Origin of the sequence: Bacillus sp. AY18-3 (genome assembly GCF_008042305.1) — a bacterium.
In the GTDB taxonomy this organism is placed as follows: Bacteria; Bacillota; Bacilli; order Bacillales; family Bacillaceae_G; genus Bacillus_A; species Bacillus_A wiedmannii.
This window is the reverse complement of record NZ_QKQR01000009.1, coordinates 50,667-67,817: the sequence shown is the minus strand read 5'-3', so window position 1 is coordinate 67,817 and position 17,151 is coordinate 50,667. Positions and strand designations below refer to the sequence as shown.

The 17,151-nt window shown below is 39.1% G+C and carries 16 protein-coding genes; 1 reads left to right on the top strand and 15 read right to left on the bottom strand.

Going from position 1 to position 17,151, the window contains the following annotated elements:
* Positions 1–181: 181 nt before the first annotated feature.
* Genes nuoN through nuoA form a run of 11 tightly spaced genes read right to left on the bottom strand, consistent with a single transcriptional unit; the run spans position 182 to position 10,474 of the window.
* Positions 182–1,696 carry an NADH-quinone oxidoreductase subunit NuoN gene (gene nuoN / locus DM800_RS09170; protein WP_370512863.1) on the bottom strand — a complete coding sequence of 505 codons (1,515 nt, stop codon included), beginning with the start codon at positions 1,694–1,696 and terminating at the stop codon, positions 182–184.
* 7 nt (positions 1,697–1,703) lie between these two features.
* A complete protein-coding gene (locus DM800_RS09165; protein WP_098155991.1) occupies positions 1,704–3,206 on the bottom strand; it encodes an NADH-quinone oxidoreductase subunit M in 1,503 nt (500 codons plus the stop codon).
* Complete coding sequence (nuoL, locus tag DM800_RS09160; protein ID WP_147786750.1) at positions 3,203–5,065, bottom strand: NADH-quinone oxidoreductase subunit L; 1,863 nt, start codon at positions 5,063–5,065, stop codon at positions 3,203–3,205. Before nuoL ends, DM800_RS09165 begins: the two co-directional genes overlap by 4 nt.
* Positions 5,066–5,094: 29 nt before the next feature.
* The gene (gene nuoK, locus DM800_RS09155) at positions 5,095–5,409 is read right to left on the bottom strand and encodes an NADH-quinone oxidoreductase subunit NuoK (RefSeq protein ID WP_000100078.1); all 315 of its coding nucleotides are present in this window, start codon (positions 5,407–5,409) and stop codon (positions 5,095–5,097) included.
* Positions 5,402–5,926, bottom strand: a complete 525-nt coding sequence (locus DM800_RS09150) for an NADH-quinone oxidoreductase subunit J (protein ID WP_001012824.1) — start codon at positions 5,924–5,926, stop codon at positions 5,402–5,404. Before DM800_RS09150 ends, nuoK begins: the two co-directional genes overlap by 8 nt.
* Positions 5,923–6,342, bottom strand: a complete 420-nt coding sequence (gene nuoI / locus DM800_RS09145; protein WP_000677191.1) for an NADH-quinone oxidoreductase subunit NuoI — start codon at positions 6,340–6,342, stop codon at positions 5,923–5,925. Before nuoI ends, DM800_RS09150 begins: the two co-directional genes overlap by 4 nt.
* A gap of 25 nt (positions 6,343–6,367) precedes the next feature.
* Positions 6,368–7,369: an NADH-quinone oxidoreductase subunit NuoH gene (nuoH, locus tag DM800_RS09140; protein ID WP_000573437.1), complete on the bottom strand. Its 1,002-nt coding sequence runs from the start codon at positions 7,367–7,369 to the stop codon at positions 6,368–6,370.
* On the bottom strand, positions 7,369–8,469 hold the full coding sequence (gene nuoD, locus DM800_RS09135; protein ID WP_000621434.1) for an NADH-quinone oxidoreductase subunit NuoD: 1,101 nt from the start codon (positions 8,467–8,469) through the stop codon (positions 7,369–7,371). Before nuoD ends, nuoH begins: the two co-directional genes overlap by 1 nt.
* A gap of 3 nt (positions 8,470–8,472) precedes the next feature.
* Entirely contained in the window at positions 8,473–9,600 is a 1,128-nt protein-coding gene (locus DM800_RS09130) for an NADH-quinone oxidoreductase subunit C (RefSeq protein ID WP_147786749.1), read from the bottom strand.
* Positions 9,597–10,115, bottom strand: coding sequence for an NADH-quinone oxidoreductase subunit NuoB (nuoB, locus tag DM800_RS09125; protein WP_147786748.1), 519 nt, complete (start codon positions 10,113–10,115; stop codon positions 9,597–9,599). The genes DM800_RS09130 and nuoB overlap by 4 nt, the downstream gene beginning before the upstream one ends.
* Positions 10,106–10,474, bottom strand: a complete 369-nt coding sequence (gene nuoA / locus DM800_RS09120) for an NADH-quinone oxidoreductase subunit NuoA (protein ID WP_000179270.1) — start codon at positions 10,472–10,474, stop codon at positions 10,106–10,108. Before nuoA ends, nuoB begins: the two co-directional genes overlap by 10 nt.
* A 289-nt stretch (positions 10,475–10,763) precedes the next feature.
* Here nuoA and DM800_RS09115 point away from each other — a divergent pair, with 289 nt between their 5' ends.
* Positions 10,764–13,493, top strand: a complete 2,730-nt coding sequence (locus tag DM800_RS09115; RefSeq protein ID WP_147786747.1) for a putative bifunctional diguanylate cyclase/phosphodiesterase — start codon at positions 10,764–10,766, stop codon at positions 13,491–13,493.
* 16 nt (positions 13,494–13,509) lie between these two features.
* Here DM800_RS09115 and DM800_RS09110 read toward each other — a convergent pair whose 3' ends face one another.
* The 4 genes from DM800_RS09110 to atpD all read right to left on the bottom strand — a co-directional run bounded on the left by DM800_RS09110 (position 13,510) and on the right by atpD (position 16,955).
* A complete protein-coding gene (locus tag DM800_RS09110) occupies positions 13,510–14,163 on the bottom strand; it encodes a DUF975 family protein (protein WP_088608236.1) in 654 nt (217 codons plus the stop codon).
* 47 nt (positions 14,164–14,210) lie between these two features.
* Entirely contained in the window at positions 14,211–14,993 is a 783-nt protein-coding gene (locus DM800_RS09105) for a DUF975 family protein (protein WP_147786746.1), read from the bottom strand.
* A gap of 130 nt (positions 14,994–15,123) precedes the next feature.
* Positions 15,124–15,525 (bottom strand): F0F1 ATP synthase subunit epsilon, encoded by a 402-nt coding sequence (atpC, locus tag DM800_RS09100; protein WP_000847206.1) that lies wholly within the window; start codon positions 15,523–15,525, stop codon positions 15,124–15,126.
* Between the two features lie 20 nt (positions 15,526–15,545).
* Complete coding sequence (atpD, locus tag DM800_RS09095) at positions 15,546–16,955, bottom strand: F0F1 ATP synthase subunit beta (RefSeq protein WP_001032603.1); 1,410 nt, start codon at positions 16,953–16,955, stop codon at positions 15,546–15,548.
* Between the last annotated feature and the right edge of the window lie 196 nt (positions 16,956–17,151).

The window sequence follows — 17,151 nt, the reverse complement described above, 5'->3', positions numbered from 1 at the left end:
TACGAAATACTATAAAAACGATACCATGATAAGTAGGAGCCACACTTTTTCAAATACAAATAAACATCTTACATTTCACATCGTAATTTGCTCTCAAAAAACATATACCTACATGCATTTTCAATTGTAATTCACACAAAATAAAAAGCGCAGAGTAACAACTCCACACCTTTTATTTTCACTATTGTACCACGTTCCCTAAGAAGAAGAAATCCTTCATTAATGGAAAATATTCATAAAAGAAATTGTATCCAATCATCGGCATAATCCCTAGTATTACAATCGAGATTGCACAAAGGCTCATAACAACCTTTATATTCAATGGCAAACGAATTTTCTCTTCCACTTCTCCCGTCCGGAAAAACATTTGCTGTAGAATACGGAAATAATATACGAATGAGATGACTGTAGTCCCCATCATAATAGAAGCTAGTACGTAATGAGCTGGCTCTACATGCAGTGCACCTAAAAAGATGTTAATTTTCCCGATGAAACCAGCTGTTCCTGGTATCCCGGCCAACGATAAAATAAAAATCGTCATTACTATCGCTGTAAATGGCGACCTTTTATATAATCCAGTGAAAATGGTGATATTTTCTTTGTCGCTTTGTAAGATTAAGCCGTGGATAATCGCAAATGCGCCTATATTCATCAGCATATACGCAAGCATGTAAAACCACATGCTATCCATCGTAAATGGCGATAATGCGACAAGCGGAACGAGTAAATACCCCGCATGTGCGATTCCCGAATAGGCAAATAGGCGTTTTACGTTATATTGCTTTAACGCTACTACGTTTCCAATAATCATCGTAATACTCGCTAGTACTGCAATGTATATGCTCATACGTCCGTATAAAGATTGCATGTCTCCTTGCACCGATACACTTGCAAAAACCATGAGAAACAGACGAATAATGAGTAAGAATCCAGCAATTTTAGAAATCGTCCCGAGAAAAGCAGTAACAGGCGTAGCCGCTCCCTCATACACATCTGGTGCCCACATATGAAACGGCACTGTCGCAATTTTAAACGAGAGTCCAACGAGTAATAGTAGAAATGCGAGAGCTAACAATAACTGAATACCACCAGTAAGCTCCCCTGCGAATACTTTTTGCATGTCCACGATATTAGTTGATCCTGTAATACCGTATAAATAACTCATTCCAAAGAGCGTAATTGCCGTGCCAATACCTCCATTAATGACATATTTCATGGCCGCCTCGTTTGACGCACGGTTCCTTTTTCGTATTCCTACTAAAGTATATGAAGAAAGTGAAAGCAATTCTAAACCGACGAAAAGTGTAATGAAGTCAACACTAGAAGCCATAAACATAGCCCCAAGAAGTGCCATTAAAAATAAGTAATAATATTCTCCCTTATCTTCAATTGGATTCTTCTTATCATCGCTCATGGCGGTGCATAAGATGAGGGCCGCTCCGCCTAATAACAACGTTTTAAACCCTTTTGAAAACCCATCTAACACAAACGATCCATTTAGAATATCTCCTGTCGGTTCATCGTATAGCGTGATTAACGACACGATTGCTAATATGACGGCTGCGATTGCACTAAGCGCTACATATCTATGATTCAACTTAAAAAACAAATCACATATGGAAAGAAGGATGGCAGCTCCGAGAATAATGAATTCTGGCACCATGAGATGCCATGATAAGCTAAGTAACGTATTCATATCCATCCTACTTCACCCCCAATGTTTTCAATGTATTTTGAAGCGGATCCCCTAGTATTTCTGGCATTACTCCAATTGCAATAATGCAGAAGATAAGTAGCAATATAGGCACATACTCCCAACCGTGTATATCAGCTTTCGCCTCCCACTCTTTCTTACCAAATGTTACTTGAAGTGTCGCTCTCAATACGTATACAGCGGTTAAAATGATGCCAAGTACACCAACTGCAGCAATGACTGGCTCCCCTTGGAATAAACCGAGAAAAGCAAGAAACTCGCTAACAAATCCAGACATTCCTGGCAATCCAAGCGATGCCATTCCTCCCGCTAAGAAGAAGCCGCTAAGTACCGGGACACTTTTTGCGAGTCCGCCAAGCGCTGTAATGTCCGAAGTTCCAAAGCGCTGTTCTATAACGCCAAGTAAGAAAAAGAGTAAGGCTGCAATTAAACCGTGAGACACAACTTGGAATAGTGCCCCTTGTGTACCTGGTGCATTTAACGCCGCGAGGCCCATTAATACGATGCCCATATGCGAAATACTAGAGTAAGCAAGTACCTTCCGGAAGTCCGTTTGGATGAGCGCTAAGAAGGCTCCGTACAATAAATTAATGACTCCTAAAATCGCAATAAGCGTTGCAAACTCGCGAAAGTATTCCGGGAATAGCCCCTTTCCGAAACGAATCATACCGTATGCCCCAATCTTCAGTAAAACGCCCGCATGAAGCATAACTACAGCCGGATGCGCTTCAACATGCACATTGACCATCCAGCGATGTAGCGGGAAAACGGGTAGTTTAATCGCAAAGGCAATCATTATGGCAAGAAACAAACCGAACTGTAAGCTGCTTGAGACAGCCATTCCTCCCCCAGCACCTACACTCGTTAATATTTCTTTAAGCTCTGTAATATTTGTTGTACCTGTTTTTGCAAATAAAACTGAGAAAACGATGAGTAAAATAGCGGAGCCAATACCGTTATATATTAAATAACTATAAGCAGCCTTTTCACTCGACAATTTCCCCCACTTTCCAATTAATAAAAACATTGGAGGCAACGTAATTTCAAAGAAGATAAAGAACAACATTAAATTTTGAGCAGCGAAGACGCCGAGCATCCCTATTTCTAACATGAGTAGCAGCATATAAAAGGCTTTCAAGTTTCTTTTAATAGTAAATGCCGCAATTGCTGCAAGCATCGCTAGAAGAGCTGTCAGCACCATCATAACGAGCGATAAACCATCAATGCCGAGCTCGTAATAAATGGAAAACCATCTTTTATCCACCGCTGCAAAATCCCCAAATTTAATCCATTTCACTTTTTCATCGAATAGCGACAAACTCTTTCCAGAAGCATATGTACAAGCGAGGACGATAGCGATTCCAAATGGAAGCGCCGTCCCAAATAAACCAAGCGCTCGCACAGTACGCGATTCTTTTTTTGGCGTTAATACAAGTAAGAGAATTCCTAAAAGCGGGGAAAAAATGAAGAACGTTAATAACAAATCATTCATCGTAAATCCCCTCCCGTATAGAGCAAAATAATGACGAGTACTGCAAGCGAAACAGCTGTTACAGTGCCGTACACTTGTACATTTCCGTTTTGGAGTCTAGAACCGAGTCCGCTTATCCCTTTAATTAGACTCCCTATTAAAACGGCAATTCCTTCGACTACATACACCTCAAATAAGCGAAGCACATGGGCGATTCCCTTCGTAATAGGGAGCACCGTCATATTGTATAGTTCATCCACATAATATTTTTCTTTCAAAAGGTTATAAAGAGGTGTTCCATCGCCACCAGCCCAATCTCTAGAAATAGATTTCTTACCATATATGAAATATGCGAGAGCGATTCCTGCAAATGAAACGATAGTCGCTACGATCATAATCCAAACTGGTCCGTGTGCCTCTCGCACTTTAAATGCTACATCTTTCGTAAGCCAATCCCCGAGGAATGTCCCAAACCATGGTGTATTCATATAACCCGCCACTACGGCGAGAACGCCAAGGACGATCATCGGATACGTCATAACGCGGGGCGATTCATGCACATCTTCCTTTGTCTTTGCTTCCCCAGTAAAAACAAGGAAGTAGAGCCGGAACATGTAGAATGCTGTTAAAAATGCTGCAATTACTGCTAATATGAATAAAACGTAATTGCCATTCATCCAAGTCACCGCTAAAATTTCATCTTTACTAAAGAAACCAGAAAGGAGTGGCACCCCACTAATTGCAAGTGTACCGATTAAAAATAGTGCACCCGTTACTTTCATCTTCTTCTGTAAACCGCCCATTTTATTAATGTCTTGCGTATGCACTGCATGAATGACACTTCCTGCCGCCAAAAATAGTAGCGCTTTAAAAAAGGCGTGTGTCGTTAAATGGAAAACACCAGCTACATAACCAGCAGATCCTAATGCGAGCATCATATAACCTAGCTGGCTAACTGTAGAATAAGCAAGCACTCTCTTTATATCCGTTTGAACAAGACCGATATAAGCCGCAAAGATTGCGGTGAAAGCTCCAACGATTGCCACCGTCTGCATCGCCACCGCACTTGCTGAAAATAGTGGGAACATCGTCGCCACTAAATACACGCCAGCTGCGACCATCGTCGCCGCATGAATAAGTGCCGAAACAGGCGTCGGCCCTTCCATAGCATCTGGTAACCACGTATGAAGCGGGAACTGACCTGACTTCCCCATCGCCCCGATAAAAATTAATATCGCTGTTATTGTAATCATCGTAGGGGTAAGATCCCCCGTATGAATCGCCCTAAATATTGCGTCATATTCAAAACTACCTGCATGCCAGAAAATTAAGATCATCCCAATAAATAAACCGATATCTCCAATACGAGTCATAATAAAAGCCTTTTTCGCAGCAGCCTTCGCTTCTTCTTTAAAGAAATAAAAACCGATGAGTAAAAATGAACCAAGGCCGACTAACTCCCAAAATATATAAAGCTGTAACAAATTCGGTGATATAACGAGCCCGAGCATTGCAAATGTGAAGAGCCCTAAATAGGCATAAAAGGTTGGTAATCTTTCATCACCTTTCATATAACCTTTCGAATACACATGTACAAGTAAACTCACAAGTGTAACGATAAACAGCATTAAAGCCCCTAATGCAGTCACTTCAAAGCCAAATGATATATCAATATCTCCCGTTCTAAGCCATACCCACTTATGCTTCAATCCTACTTTCGAAAACCGTTCTACTAATACAAGTACCGCAAATATAAAGGAGAGAAAGACGAGGAAAATACTAAGTACACTGCTTCCTTCTCTAATTTTCTTCCCGAATATAAGTAATAAAAAAAACGAAACAAGCGGGAAAAGCGGTATGAGCCATGCATAATCGATCATTGTTTCCTTCCCCCTTTTCGGTCACAATGTTATCCTTTGAGCGTATCCATTTCATCTACATGAACCGTCGTACGATTACGATACAAAGCAATTAAAATGGCGAGTCCTACCGCCGCCTCCGCTGCTGCTACAGCCATCGTAAACAGAGAGAAAATTTGCCCTGTTAAATTTGGGAACAAACCTAATTTACTAAACGCGACTAAATTTAAATTGGCCGCGTTAAGCATTAATTCAATACAAACTAATACAATCACTGTATTTCGCTTCGTTAAAGCTCCAAACAAACCGATGCAAAACAAAATAATCGCAAGCGTTAAATATGCAGAAGCTGGAACGCTACTCATTGGAATCCTCCTCTTTCTCATCCTTCTTCGCAAGTATAATCGCGCCAACAAGTGCTACAAGTAAAATAACTGAGGTTAACTCAAATGGAATAATATATTTCGAATAGAGAAGTGTACCGATTTGAAGTGTGTTTTTTTCATGGAGAGGTAAACTTCCTTGTGTGCTTTCATTTGCAAAATCAATATTGTTAACAGCGAAATACATAACTGCCCCAAATGCTACAACCGCAAAGAAGATAATCCATTTTCGAAGAGTAAGACGCGATTCATTTTCTGCGTTATGTTGCGTTAACATAATGCCAAAAATCATAATAATTGTAATCGCACCGGAGTAAAGTAAAATTTGTGCAACTCCGATAAATTCGGCCGATAAAAGAAAGTACAAACCTGCGATACTAAGAAATGTCAGAACGAGAGCTAGCATCATATGCATGACTTTCGTTAAGTTCAACATAAGAACACCGCCGATAATTGCAGACAAGGATAGTATGAAGAATGCTACAAACTCGCCATTCATGCTTTATTCTCCTTCCTGACGTTTTCGTCGTTTTCGTCAAGCCACTGCAAATTTTTAAATAAATCATCACGTGAATATTCCGCGAGCTCAAAGTTATTTGTCATAACAATCGCCTCTGTCGGACAAACTTCTGTACATAAATCACACAGAATACAAATTTCAAAATTAATATCATACGTGTCGATAATTTTTCCTTTTTTCGTAGGATCCGGATGTTTTTTTCCTGTTAACTGAATACAGTCTGTCGGACAAATGTTGGAGCATTGGTTACAAACAATACACTTTTCTGGATAAAACTTTTGAATGCCTCGAAAGCGGTCTGGCAACGGCAACGGTTGATTCGGATAATCGTAAGTCACCTTCTTCTTACTCAAATTGCTTAATGTATATTTTAATCCTTTAAATAGTCCTTTCATCTCTTACTGGCACCCCCCTCATAGATTAGAAGAATAACTCCTTAATCAATGCCGTTAAGAAAATATTCGCAAGTGCAATTGGCAATAATACTTTCCAGCCAAACTCCATTAACTGGTCACCTCTTATACGCGGAAACGTAACGCGGAACCAAATTAATAGAAAGACTACACTGCTAAATTTCAAAGCAAACCATACAGCTCCTGGGATAAACCCAAGGAACATAACTGGATTCCATCCGCCTAAAAAGAGCACTGTAATTAAAGATGCCATTCCGAAGAAATATACGTACTCTGAAAGCATGAAAAACGCCCAGCGAAACCCTGAGTATTCCGTATGATATCCAGAAACAAGTTCCGACTCTGCTTCTGGTAAATCAAACGGCGTCCTATTTAACTCTGCTACCGCTGCGATTAAGAAAACGACGAAACCGATTGGCTGCACGAAAATGTACCAAACATTCTCCTGCGCTGCTACAATTTCATTTAAATTCAGGCTACCAGCTAACAAAACGACGCCAATTACACTCATTACAAGCGGAATTTCATAAGAAATCATTTGCGCTGCCGCACGCATCCCTCCTAAAAGGGAATATTTATTATTTGATGCCCACCCTCCGGTTACGACACCAATCGTCGTAATGCCAGAAACAGCAATGTAATACAGTAAGCCTACGCCAATATCCGCGAACTGAAATTTATCAGTAAACGGGATGACTGCAAGCACCATAAATGCCGGTGCGAATGCAATGACAGGCGCTAATATAAACAACGGTTTATCTGCCGCTTTCGGAATACTATCTTCTTTCAATAATAGTTTTAAAACATCAGCTACCGTTTGCAGTAAGCCGAATCGGCCCCCAACTTGGTTTGGTCCAATCCGCCCTTGCATAAAACCCATCACTTTCCGTTCTGCCAAAATACCATATGTAACGAAGCCAAGGACTGCAAATAATAGAAGCACCGCTAATCCGAAAAAAATGAAGAAATTCGTCCAGCTTGAAGGTGATTGTAAGAGCGTTTCAATCATTAGCCATCAACCTCCCCAAGTACAATATCAACTCCACCTAAAATCGTAATTAAATTGGCGATGTTTTCACCTTTTAATAACTTCGGTAAAATTTGCAAATTGTAAAAAGACGGCCTGCGAAACTTCAAGCGGTACGGCTCTTTCTTTCCATCACTAGCAATATAGCAACCAATCTCTCCTCGCGGCGATTCTATACGGACGAACGCTTCCCCTTTAGGCGCCTTAATGATTTTCGGCACTTTCGCTAGCACAGCTCCGTCTTTCGGGAACTGTTGGACAGCTTGCTCAACAATTTTTAATGACTCCTCAATCTCTTGCATGCGGCAAACGTAACGATCCCAAGCATCTCCCACACTCCCAACAGGAATATCGAAATCAAAACGATCATAAATGGAGTACGGTTCATCCTTGCGAAGATCCCAGTTTACTCCGGTACACCGCAAATTCGCTCCGCTTAAAGAATACGAAATCGCTTCTTCCGCGCTATATATACCAACGCCTTTTACGCGATTTAAGAAAATCTCATTACCGCTAACGAGATCATGATAACCTGCCAATTGCTCTCGCATATACGGAACAAACTCTTCCACTTTTTCAATCCAACCGTCCGGCGCATCCCACTTTACACCCCCGACTCTCATATAGTTAAAAGTAAGACGGGCACCGCATAATTCGTTTAATAAATTTATAATCATCTCTCGTTCACGAAACGCGTATAAAAACGGGCTGACCGCTCCTATATCAAGAAGATTTGTCCCCCACCAAACGAGGTGGCTCGCAATCCTTCCAAGCTCCATTGCAAGTACTCGTAAGTATTCGGCCCGCTCCGGGATTTCAAGCCCCATCATCGTCTCGACAGCATGGCAAATGACGTAGTTATTCGTCATGGCCGATAAATAGTCCATTCGATCTGTATAAGGGATAATTTGCGTATACTGTAAGCTCTCGGCAATCTTTTCGGTCCCGCGATGCAAATATCCAATAACTGGTGTAGCTTCTTTAATAATTTCCCCGTCAATCTTAATAACAAGCCTGAACACACCATGCGTACTCGGATGCTGAGGCCCTACATTCAAAAGCATTTCTTCCGTACGGATCACAAGCTACACCTCCACATCATACGGTTCATAATCTTTCCTAAGCGGATACCCTATCCAATCATCAGGCATTAAAATACGTGATAAATTCGGATGTCCCTTAAATACAATGCCGAGCAAATCATACGCTTCTCGCTCTGGCCAGTCCGCTCCTTTCCAAAGCGCTGCAACCGACTCTACTTCTGGTGCTTCCCTATCCAACTTCACCTTCACCGCTACTGACTGTTTCTTTCCATATGAAAATAAATGAACATATACTTCCATATGTGTCACAAAATCCGTCGCATGTAGCTCTGACATATAATCAAAAGCAAGTCCTTCATGGAATCGCAGTAATTCCATCACTTCATAATATTTTGCGGGATCCACAACAAGAGTCGGCACGTCTTTTGAAAGTTTATTAATGTAGGAATCTACTAATGCATCCTCTCCTTTTTCCCCCTTAATAAATTCAACATACTGATTTAAATACGGCTGATTCACGGATGGCTCTTCCTGCTTCGGCTCCTCTTCTGCTTTACCTTCAGCGCCCCTTGCTGCCGCTGCTGCAATTGCCTTCGCCTTTTCATCTCCTGAATCCTCATTACCTTGCGAGGCCTTCTGCTTCGCTAAAGCCGCCGCTTTTGCCTTTGCTGCCGCCACGGCCTTCGCTTTCACTTTGGTCTTTTCCTCTTCCGTTACTTCTTCTGTTCCTTCTCTTTTTTGCTTTGCTAATACTGCCGCTTTTGCCGCGGCGGCTGCCTTCGCTTTCGCTTTTGCCTTTTCTTCTTCCGTTACTTCTTCTGTTCCTTCTCTTTTTTGCTTTGCTAATGCTGCCGCTTTTGCTTTTGCCGCGGCGGCTGCCTTCGCCTTCGCTTTTGCCTTTTCTTCTTCCGTTACCTCTTCTGTTCCTTCTCTTTTTTGCTTTGCTAATGCTGCCGCTTTTGCTTTCGCGGCTGCGGCTGCACGTCGTTTTACTTCTTCCACAGTCATACCATCATTTTTTGGTAGCGCTTTCTCTTTTTCACGATTTTCTTCCTCAAGTTTACTTATTTCCGCATCATGTTTCGCAACGAGACGCTTTCTCGCCTCTTCTTTCGCATGCCTAGCCGCTTCTCTTTTCAAATCCTCTAGGTCTTTATTTGGATCACTCATTTATTCGTCACCTGCTTTCCTGTCTTTGCCTCGTAACGAATTTTTTGTTTCAATTTATTAATTCCATAAATTAAAGCAGCAGGATTGGGTGGACAACCAGGAATATACACATCCACTGGTACAATTTGATCCACACCTTTCACAACAGCGTACGAATTTACATATGGGCCACCTGCTGTCGCACAAGATCCCATTGCAATAACCCATTTTGGTTCGGGCATTTGATCGTATAAACGCCGAACAATAGGAGCCATCTTCTTCGTTACTGTTCCCGACACAATCATAACGTCCGATTGCCTTGGCGATGTCCGAAAAAATGACCCAAATCGATCTAAATCGTAATGTGATGAACCTACTCCCATCATTTCAATTGCACAGCATGCCAGTCCGAATGTCATCGGCCATAAAGAATTGCTTCGTGCCCATCCTTTTAACTGCTCCAATGTAGAAAAAAAGATATTTCGTTCTAATTCCGCCCGCTCATTTGGATGTAATTCCTCAAAATTTATAACCATTGTAACACCTTCTTTTTCCAAGCATACGCTAATCCAACTAGCAACATTACAACAAAGATGAGCATTTCAATCAGTGCAAATAAACCGAGCTTGTCATATGCAACAGCCCATGGATATAAAAATAAAGTTTCTACATCAAAGATGACAAACAATAAAGCAAAAATATAATAACGAGCATGAAACCGAATATTTGCATCATGAAAAGGCTCAATCCCACTCTCATACGTCGTCGCTTTCGCTGCACTTGGTTTGTTTGGACGCAGCATCTTTCCTAATGTAAGAGCCACTACCGGCAGCAATATACCTAATAGCAAGAAAATCAAAACGATCATATAACTATTTTCATATACACTTGCCATTGTGAAACCCTCCCCCCTGAATTAAGAACAAGTTCACTTAGTAAACAATATGTCCTAGCTGCAGTAATTATTATTTTTAAATTTTTCTAAATAATGCAACTATTTTAATCATTATAGCAAACTTCAAATTCCTATGTCGATATATTGGGGACCGAAACGAGAATTATTAAAATCTATTTTTATAACTCGCTATACCTGTGTAAAATAAGTATAGAAATTATATATATGTTTCAAGAAACAATAAAAAATAAAAAGAGGAATTTATATGTATATACCGTGGGTGAGATAAATGAAAAAACAAACACATGTAAGTATTCTTATAAGCATTATATTGTTATCTATAGCGATTCATTACGTGGCAATGCCTTTTCTATATGAATACTCATTTCCTTTTCAAATATTAATTGGAATGAGTACCTTATTCATTGATATTATCGCTTGTAGTTATATACTTTATTTTTCAAATAGGAAAGAAGGGTTACCTCGTTTATTTTGGACCATTTTATCTGTTGGAACTCTCTCTTATTTCATTGGTGATATGGTCGTTGCCTATCAACGTTTAATTTTAAAGGACTATTATACATTCGTTGATCCGTCCGATTTTTTTTACTTACTTTTTTTAATTACCTTTGCATTTGCGTTTCTATATGAAATCATCTATAACCGCGATTTATTAGAAAAGCTTTTTATGATATGTGATATTTGTATTATTGTTACAGCACAATTCACTTTAAGTTACTACTTACTTATTGAACGCACCATTCACGTTTCTTCAACATCCTATATCGACATATTTGTTCAACTTACCTATCCAATGGCCGATTTGCTCTTTCTTCTCATAGGAATCAATCTGTTATTCAAGCCATTATCCTTATTATCCAAAAAAGTTGGTGCGCTTCTTGGCAGTACTTTAATTTTATATGCTACTACAGATGCGATTTATGCTTATATCAAATACTTCATACCCGAGTATTCTATGTTTACAGTTACTCCTCTCTATCAAGTAACTTTAGTACTAGTAGCAATCGCCTGTATTCTGCATACAAAAGAACCCGAAAGACAAGAGCAAGTACTATTAACACCTAAACTTGGGGAATCGATCAGATTGTCATTACCTTATATTTCTGTAGTAATGCTTATTGTTTTTATACTAGTTGAATATGTTTTTGCACCTATTGTAGTAATCGGGCTTATAATAACTTTCTCCTTCGTTCTCATACGCCATAGTTTAGTTCGAAAACAAAATAAAATATTATTACTAGCTCAAATGCAATTCAACTCAGAACTCGAAAAACAAATTGAACTACGTACAGAAGATTTAGTAGAACAAAAAAATGAACTATATCATAACCAACAGATGTTTAAATCTTTATACGAGCACCATCCAGATCCAATTTTCACATTAGACTTGTACGGTAATTTTCTCAACGTGAACAACGCTGGTACTACTTTACTCGGTTATCAAACGAATGAATTATTAAAGCAACCATACTATTCACTTACGTATGAAGAAGATTTGGAAGAAATCATTAATGCCTTTCATCGAGTAAAAAAAGGGAAATCTATTTCTTTAGAAGTACGGGCATATCATAAGAATAGGGATATTTACTACTTGCATGTTACAGCAGTTCCTATCTTTTTAAAGGATCATATTTCTGGTGTTTATTTAATGATTAAAGATATTACGGAAAGCAAACAACAACAAGAACAAATTAATTTTCTAGCATATCATGATACTTTAACAGAGCTTGCAAATCGCCGTGCATTTCATCAATATGTAGAACAAGCAATTGCTCGATCCGAAATATCAAAAAGGCCTTTTGCTGTTATGTTTCTCGACCTAGACCGCTTTAAGGTTATTAATGATACCCTCGGTCATAGGGTAGGAGACCTTCTATTAATTGCTGTAGCAAAAAGACTAGAAAGACTATCGACACCAAATATGAAGCTCGCCCGGCTAGCCGGGGATGAGTTCACAATCCTTATCGAAAATTATAAAAAAAGACCCGATGTGAAAAAAATAGCTGATACGATTGTAGCAGCCATGAACGAACCATTCGAAATTGAAAGTCAACATTTACAAATCTCACCGAGCATCGGGATTGCAATATATCCTGAAGCAGGTGAAGATCCATTATCCATTTTACAGCATGCTGATATGGCCATGTACGAAGCAAAAAATAAAGGAAAAAATGGTAGCTCCCTATACACGAAAGAATTGTATAAAAAAATGGAACGAAAAGCTCGAATTGAAAAAGATTTACCACTCGCTTTAGTAAACGAAGAGTTTTATCTCGTCTATCAACCACAAATTGATATTACGACGAAAAAGATTATTGGTGCTGAAGCATTACTACGCTGGAAACACCCACTCCTAGGTGACATTCCGCCATGTGAGTTCATTCCAATTGTAGAAGAGACGCCACAAGTCGTTCCGCTCGGTCATTGGGTATTAAAAGAATCTTGTCGCCAGTTAAAAATATGGCATACTTTCGGCTACACAGATTTAAAAATAAGTGTGAACTTATCCGCAAAAGAGTTTCAGCAAGAGAATTTAATCAACAACATTTCACAAATACTAACAGACATTAAAGTCGATCCAAAGCATGTAACACTTGAGCTAACAGAACGCATTGCAATGATTGATGAAAAAGAAACATTATCAAGACTAAAACAATTAAAGGAATATGGTATTCAAACGTCCATCGATGACTTCGGTACCGGCTATTCTTCTCTCGCTTATTTATCAATTTTCCCTATCGATACGTTAAAAGTACCGAGAGAATTTACACAACTAGCCGATCATCGACCTGAGGAAAGAGCTATCGTTTCCACTATCCTTTCCCTTGCAAATACTTTAAACCTCTCTGTCGTTGCTGAAGGAATTGAAACAGAAAAACAACTTAAGTTTCTACAAAAGAACAACTGTAAATATATGCAAGGTTACTATTTCAGTAAACCACTTACTAGTCATCAATTTATAAAATTTCTACAAAAAACACCCAGTATGAACCAATAGCTCATACTGGGTGTTTTTATAGTGTCGGAATTGTTTTCTCGTAATACTCCTCTGCAATTTCTTCATAAAAAGCTGCTGACGTCGTATAAAAATATGGAATTAGCCATAGGAATCCAATCCCTAACGTAATACAACTTAATATAAACCAACCAATAAAGCTTAAACATAAAATGAAATACTCCATCTTATGTCCATTCATCATACGACGACTTTCTGTAATAGCTTGATTTATGGAATAATCAGGATGATCATTTATTATAAAGTACGTCATCGCATAAGAAAATGATTTAATAATGCCTGGAATAATAAATAATAAAAACCATAAGAAAATATAAATGTTCACTACTATATATAATAAAAATGACTTTATAAACTTACTTCCTTCTGTAAACCATCTGAATATATGCCCAATACTCGCTTCTTTTTCACGAATGATATGTAGTGCTAAATGATAACCACCTAGCGTTAATGGACCTACCATCAATATTGTAATAACGTCTACTGAAAGTGAGTTATTTACTTCTTTCCAATCCCAAAATTGAAAGAAAATGAAATCAATACTAAAACTAAAAGCTGAAATAAGAATCGAAATCAGTAATGTTGCCCCGACAGCTAATCCCCATTTCCCTTCTAATGAATCTAGCGCTTCTCCTTTTAAATCACTAATCATATTGTTCCTCCTATACGTAATAACTCTATTAGTATAGCATGTTCCTACTACAATTCATCTTTTGAAAGATAGCGATAAAAATGCGCTGTCGTTGTACTCATATACGGGCTAAGCCAAAGAAAACCTATTCCAAGTGTTAAAATCGCTAAAATACCCCATCCTATAAAACTGAGCCATAAAAGAAATAAATCTAACTTATGTCCCTTCATAAGATGCTTACTTTCTTTCATTGCTCGTGACACACTATACTCTGGATTTTCAATCATTACATAGTACGTCATCGCATAAGAAAAATACATCACAATCATAACAACGATTGAAATAGCTAATAGTACAAAGAAAGCGATAGTAAACGACGTATTTCCTTCTTCACCGAAAAATGCGAATAAGGCTACTAGCAACATTGGAATCCATGTACCTGTATATAACAAAATCGCAAGCATTGCCCACATCGTTTTCATCATTCTTTTAAAGCCACGAAACCCTTCGAATAAGTGATCTACTTTAACACCTTCTCGTTTACTCATCTGTAAAAATACATTTGTATAACCGTATGATGTAATTCCATACGATGCGTTACTCAAAATTATTATGATGCAATAAAAAATACCAAATGTAATACCTGCTCCAATTGATATTGTTTCCTCTTCAAGTGAACCTGTTAAACCAGCAAATAGTAAAAATATAATAACTCCTGGAATTAAAAGTATAAGCATTGCAGCCATTGAAACAACATAACTTAAAATAAAATATAAAATCGTTGATCCAACACCTAGTCCCCATTTTCCCTTTAAAGAGTGCAACGCTTCTCGTTTCATTTCACCGATCATTTATTCATCCCCTTTATAAATTGTTGTACATTCTCTACTTATACAAGCATCAATATAATTATACCATTTTTGTAAAATTATCCATGAACTACACAAAAAAATCCGTAAAGGCAAAGCCTTTACGGATTTTTTATTTCATATCGGAAACGTTTAAACGGTTCACAGCACGTTGTAATGCCATTTCTGCACGTCTAAAGTCAACATGTGCTTGTTTATCTTGCATACGTTGCTCAGCGCGACGCTTCGCTTCATTTGCACGATGGATATCGATATGGTTTGCTTCTTCAGCAGATGATGATAATACAGTTACTTTATCTGGACGAACTTCGATAAAGCCACCGCTTACTGCTACATAATCAGTGTGTCCACCATGTTTCAGACGAACTGCACTAATTTTTAATGGTGCAACAGTTGGAATGTGACCTGGTAAGATCCCCATTTCCCCACTCTCTGCTTTTACGCTTACCATTTCTACTTCTTTTTCGTAAACCGGTCCATCAGGAGTTACAATACTGACTGGAAATGTCTTCATAATTCGTCCCTCCTAAGGCCTTACGCCATCATTTTCTTCGCGTTTTCAATAACTTCTTCAATACCACCTACAAGACGGAATGCATCTTCTGGAAGGTCATCATATTTTCCTTCTAGAATTTCTTTAAATCCGCTAACTGTATTTTTTACAGGTACGTAAGAACCTTTTTGACCTGTAAACTGCTCAGCTACGTGGAAGTTTTGAGATAAGAAGAATTGAATACGACGAGCACGATGTACAACTAACTTATCTTCTTCAGATAACTCATCCATACCTAAGATAGCAATGATATCTTGAAGCTCTTTATAACGCTGTAAAGTTTGCTGTACTTGACGAGCTACTTCATAATGCTCTTCTCCTACGATTTCTGGAGAAAGTGCACGAGATGTAGATGCTAATGGATCTACGGCTGGGTAAATACCCATTTGTGTTAAACGACGCTCTAAGTTTGTTGTTGCATCTAAGTGAGCGAACGTTGTAGCTGGTGCTGGATCCGTATAGTCATCGGCTGGTACATATACCGCTTGGATAGACGTGATAGACCCTTTATTTGTAGATGTAATACGCTCTTGTAATTGACCCATTTCTGTTGCAAGTGTCGGTTGGTAACCTACCGCAGATGGCATACGACCAAGAAGGGCAGATACTTCAGAACCTGCTTGCGTGAAACGGAAGATGTTATCGATGAACAATAGTACGTCTTGTCCTTGCTCATCACGGAAATGTTCAGCCATTGTTAAACCTGTTAATGCAACACGTTGACGTGCTCCAGGTGGCTCATTCATTTGTCCGAATACCATCGCAGTTTTCTTAATTACGCCAGAATCGCTCATTTCGTGGTATAAATCGTTACCCTCACGAGTACGCTCACCTACACCAGCGAATACAGAGATACCACCGTGTTCTTGTGCGATGTTGTTAATTAATTCCTGAATTAATACAGTTTTACCTACACCGGCACCACCGAATAGACCGATCTTACCACCCTTAATGTAAGGAGCAAGTAAGTCTACTACTTTAATACCAGTTTCAAGAATTTCTACTTTAGTAGATAATTCTTCGAATGCAGGTGCTTGACGGTGAATTGGATCACGGCGTACATCGGCAGGAACCTCACCATCTAAGTCAATTGCATCACCTAATACGTTAAATACGCGACCAAGTGTTGCATCACCAACTGGTACAGAGATTGCTTTACCAGTATCTTCTACTTCTGTACCACGAACAAGTCCGTCTGTGGAAGACATTGCAACTGTACGAACTGTATCATCACCTAAATGAAGTGCAACTTCAAATGTTAAGTTAATGCTTGTTCCGTTTTCGTTGCTTTGTTTTACCGTAAGGGCGTTGTAGATTTCTGGTAGCTTTCCGCCATCAAACTTAACGTCTACAACCGGACCCATGATTTGCGTAACGCGCCCTTTATTCATCGGGTTCCCTCCTAGCTTTCTTTTAATTAGCCAACTTGCTACGAGCAGTTAGCTTTTAATTTTTTATTGGTTTATAGCTTACGCGACTCTTTTGAAAGAGCCGCCTACGCTTTTTATTGAATCTAGTTCCAGCGGCTAGAACAGTCGGTCATTTCGCGCCTTCCTGCGAGGCAAAGAACGCCTCTTCTTCAGGAAG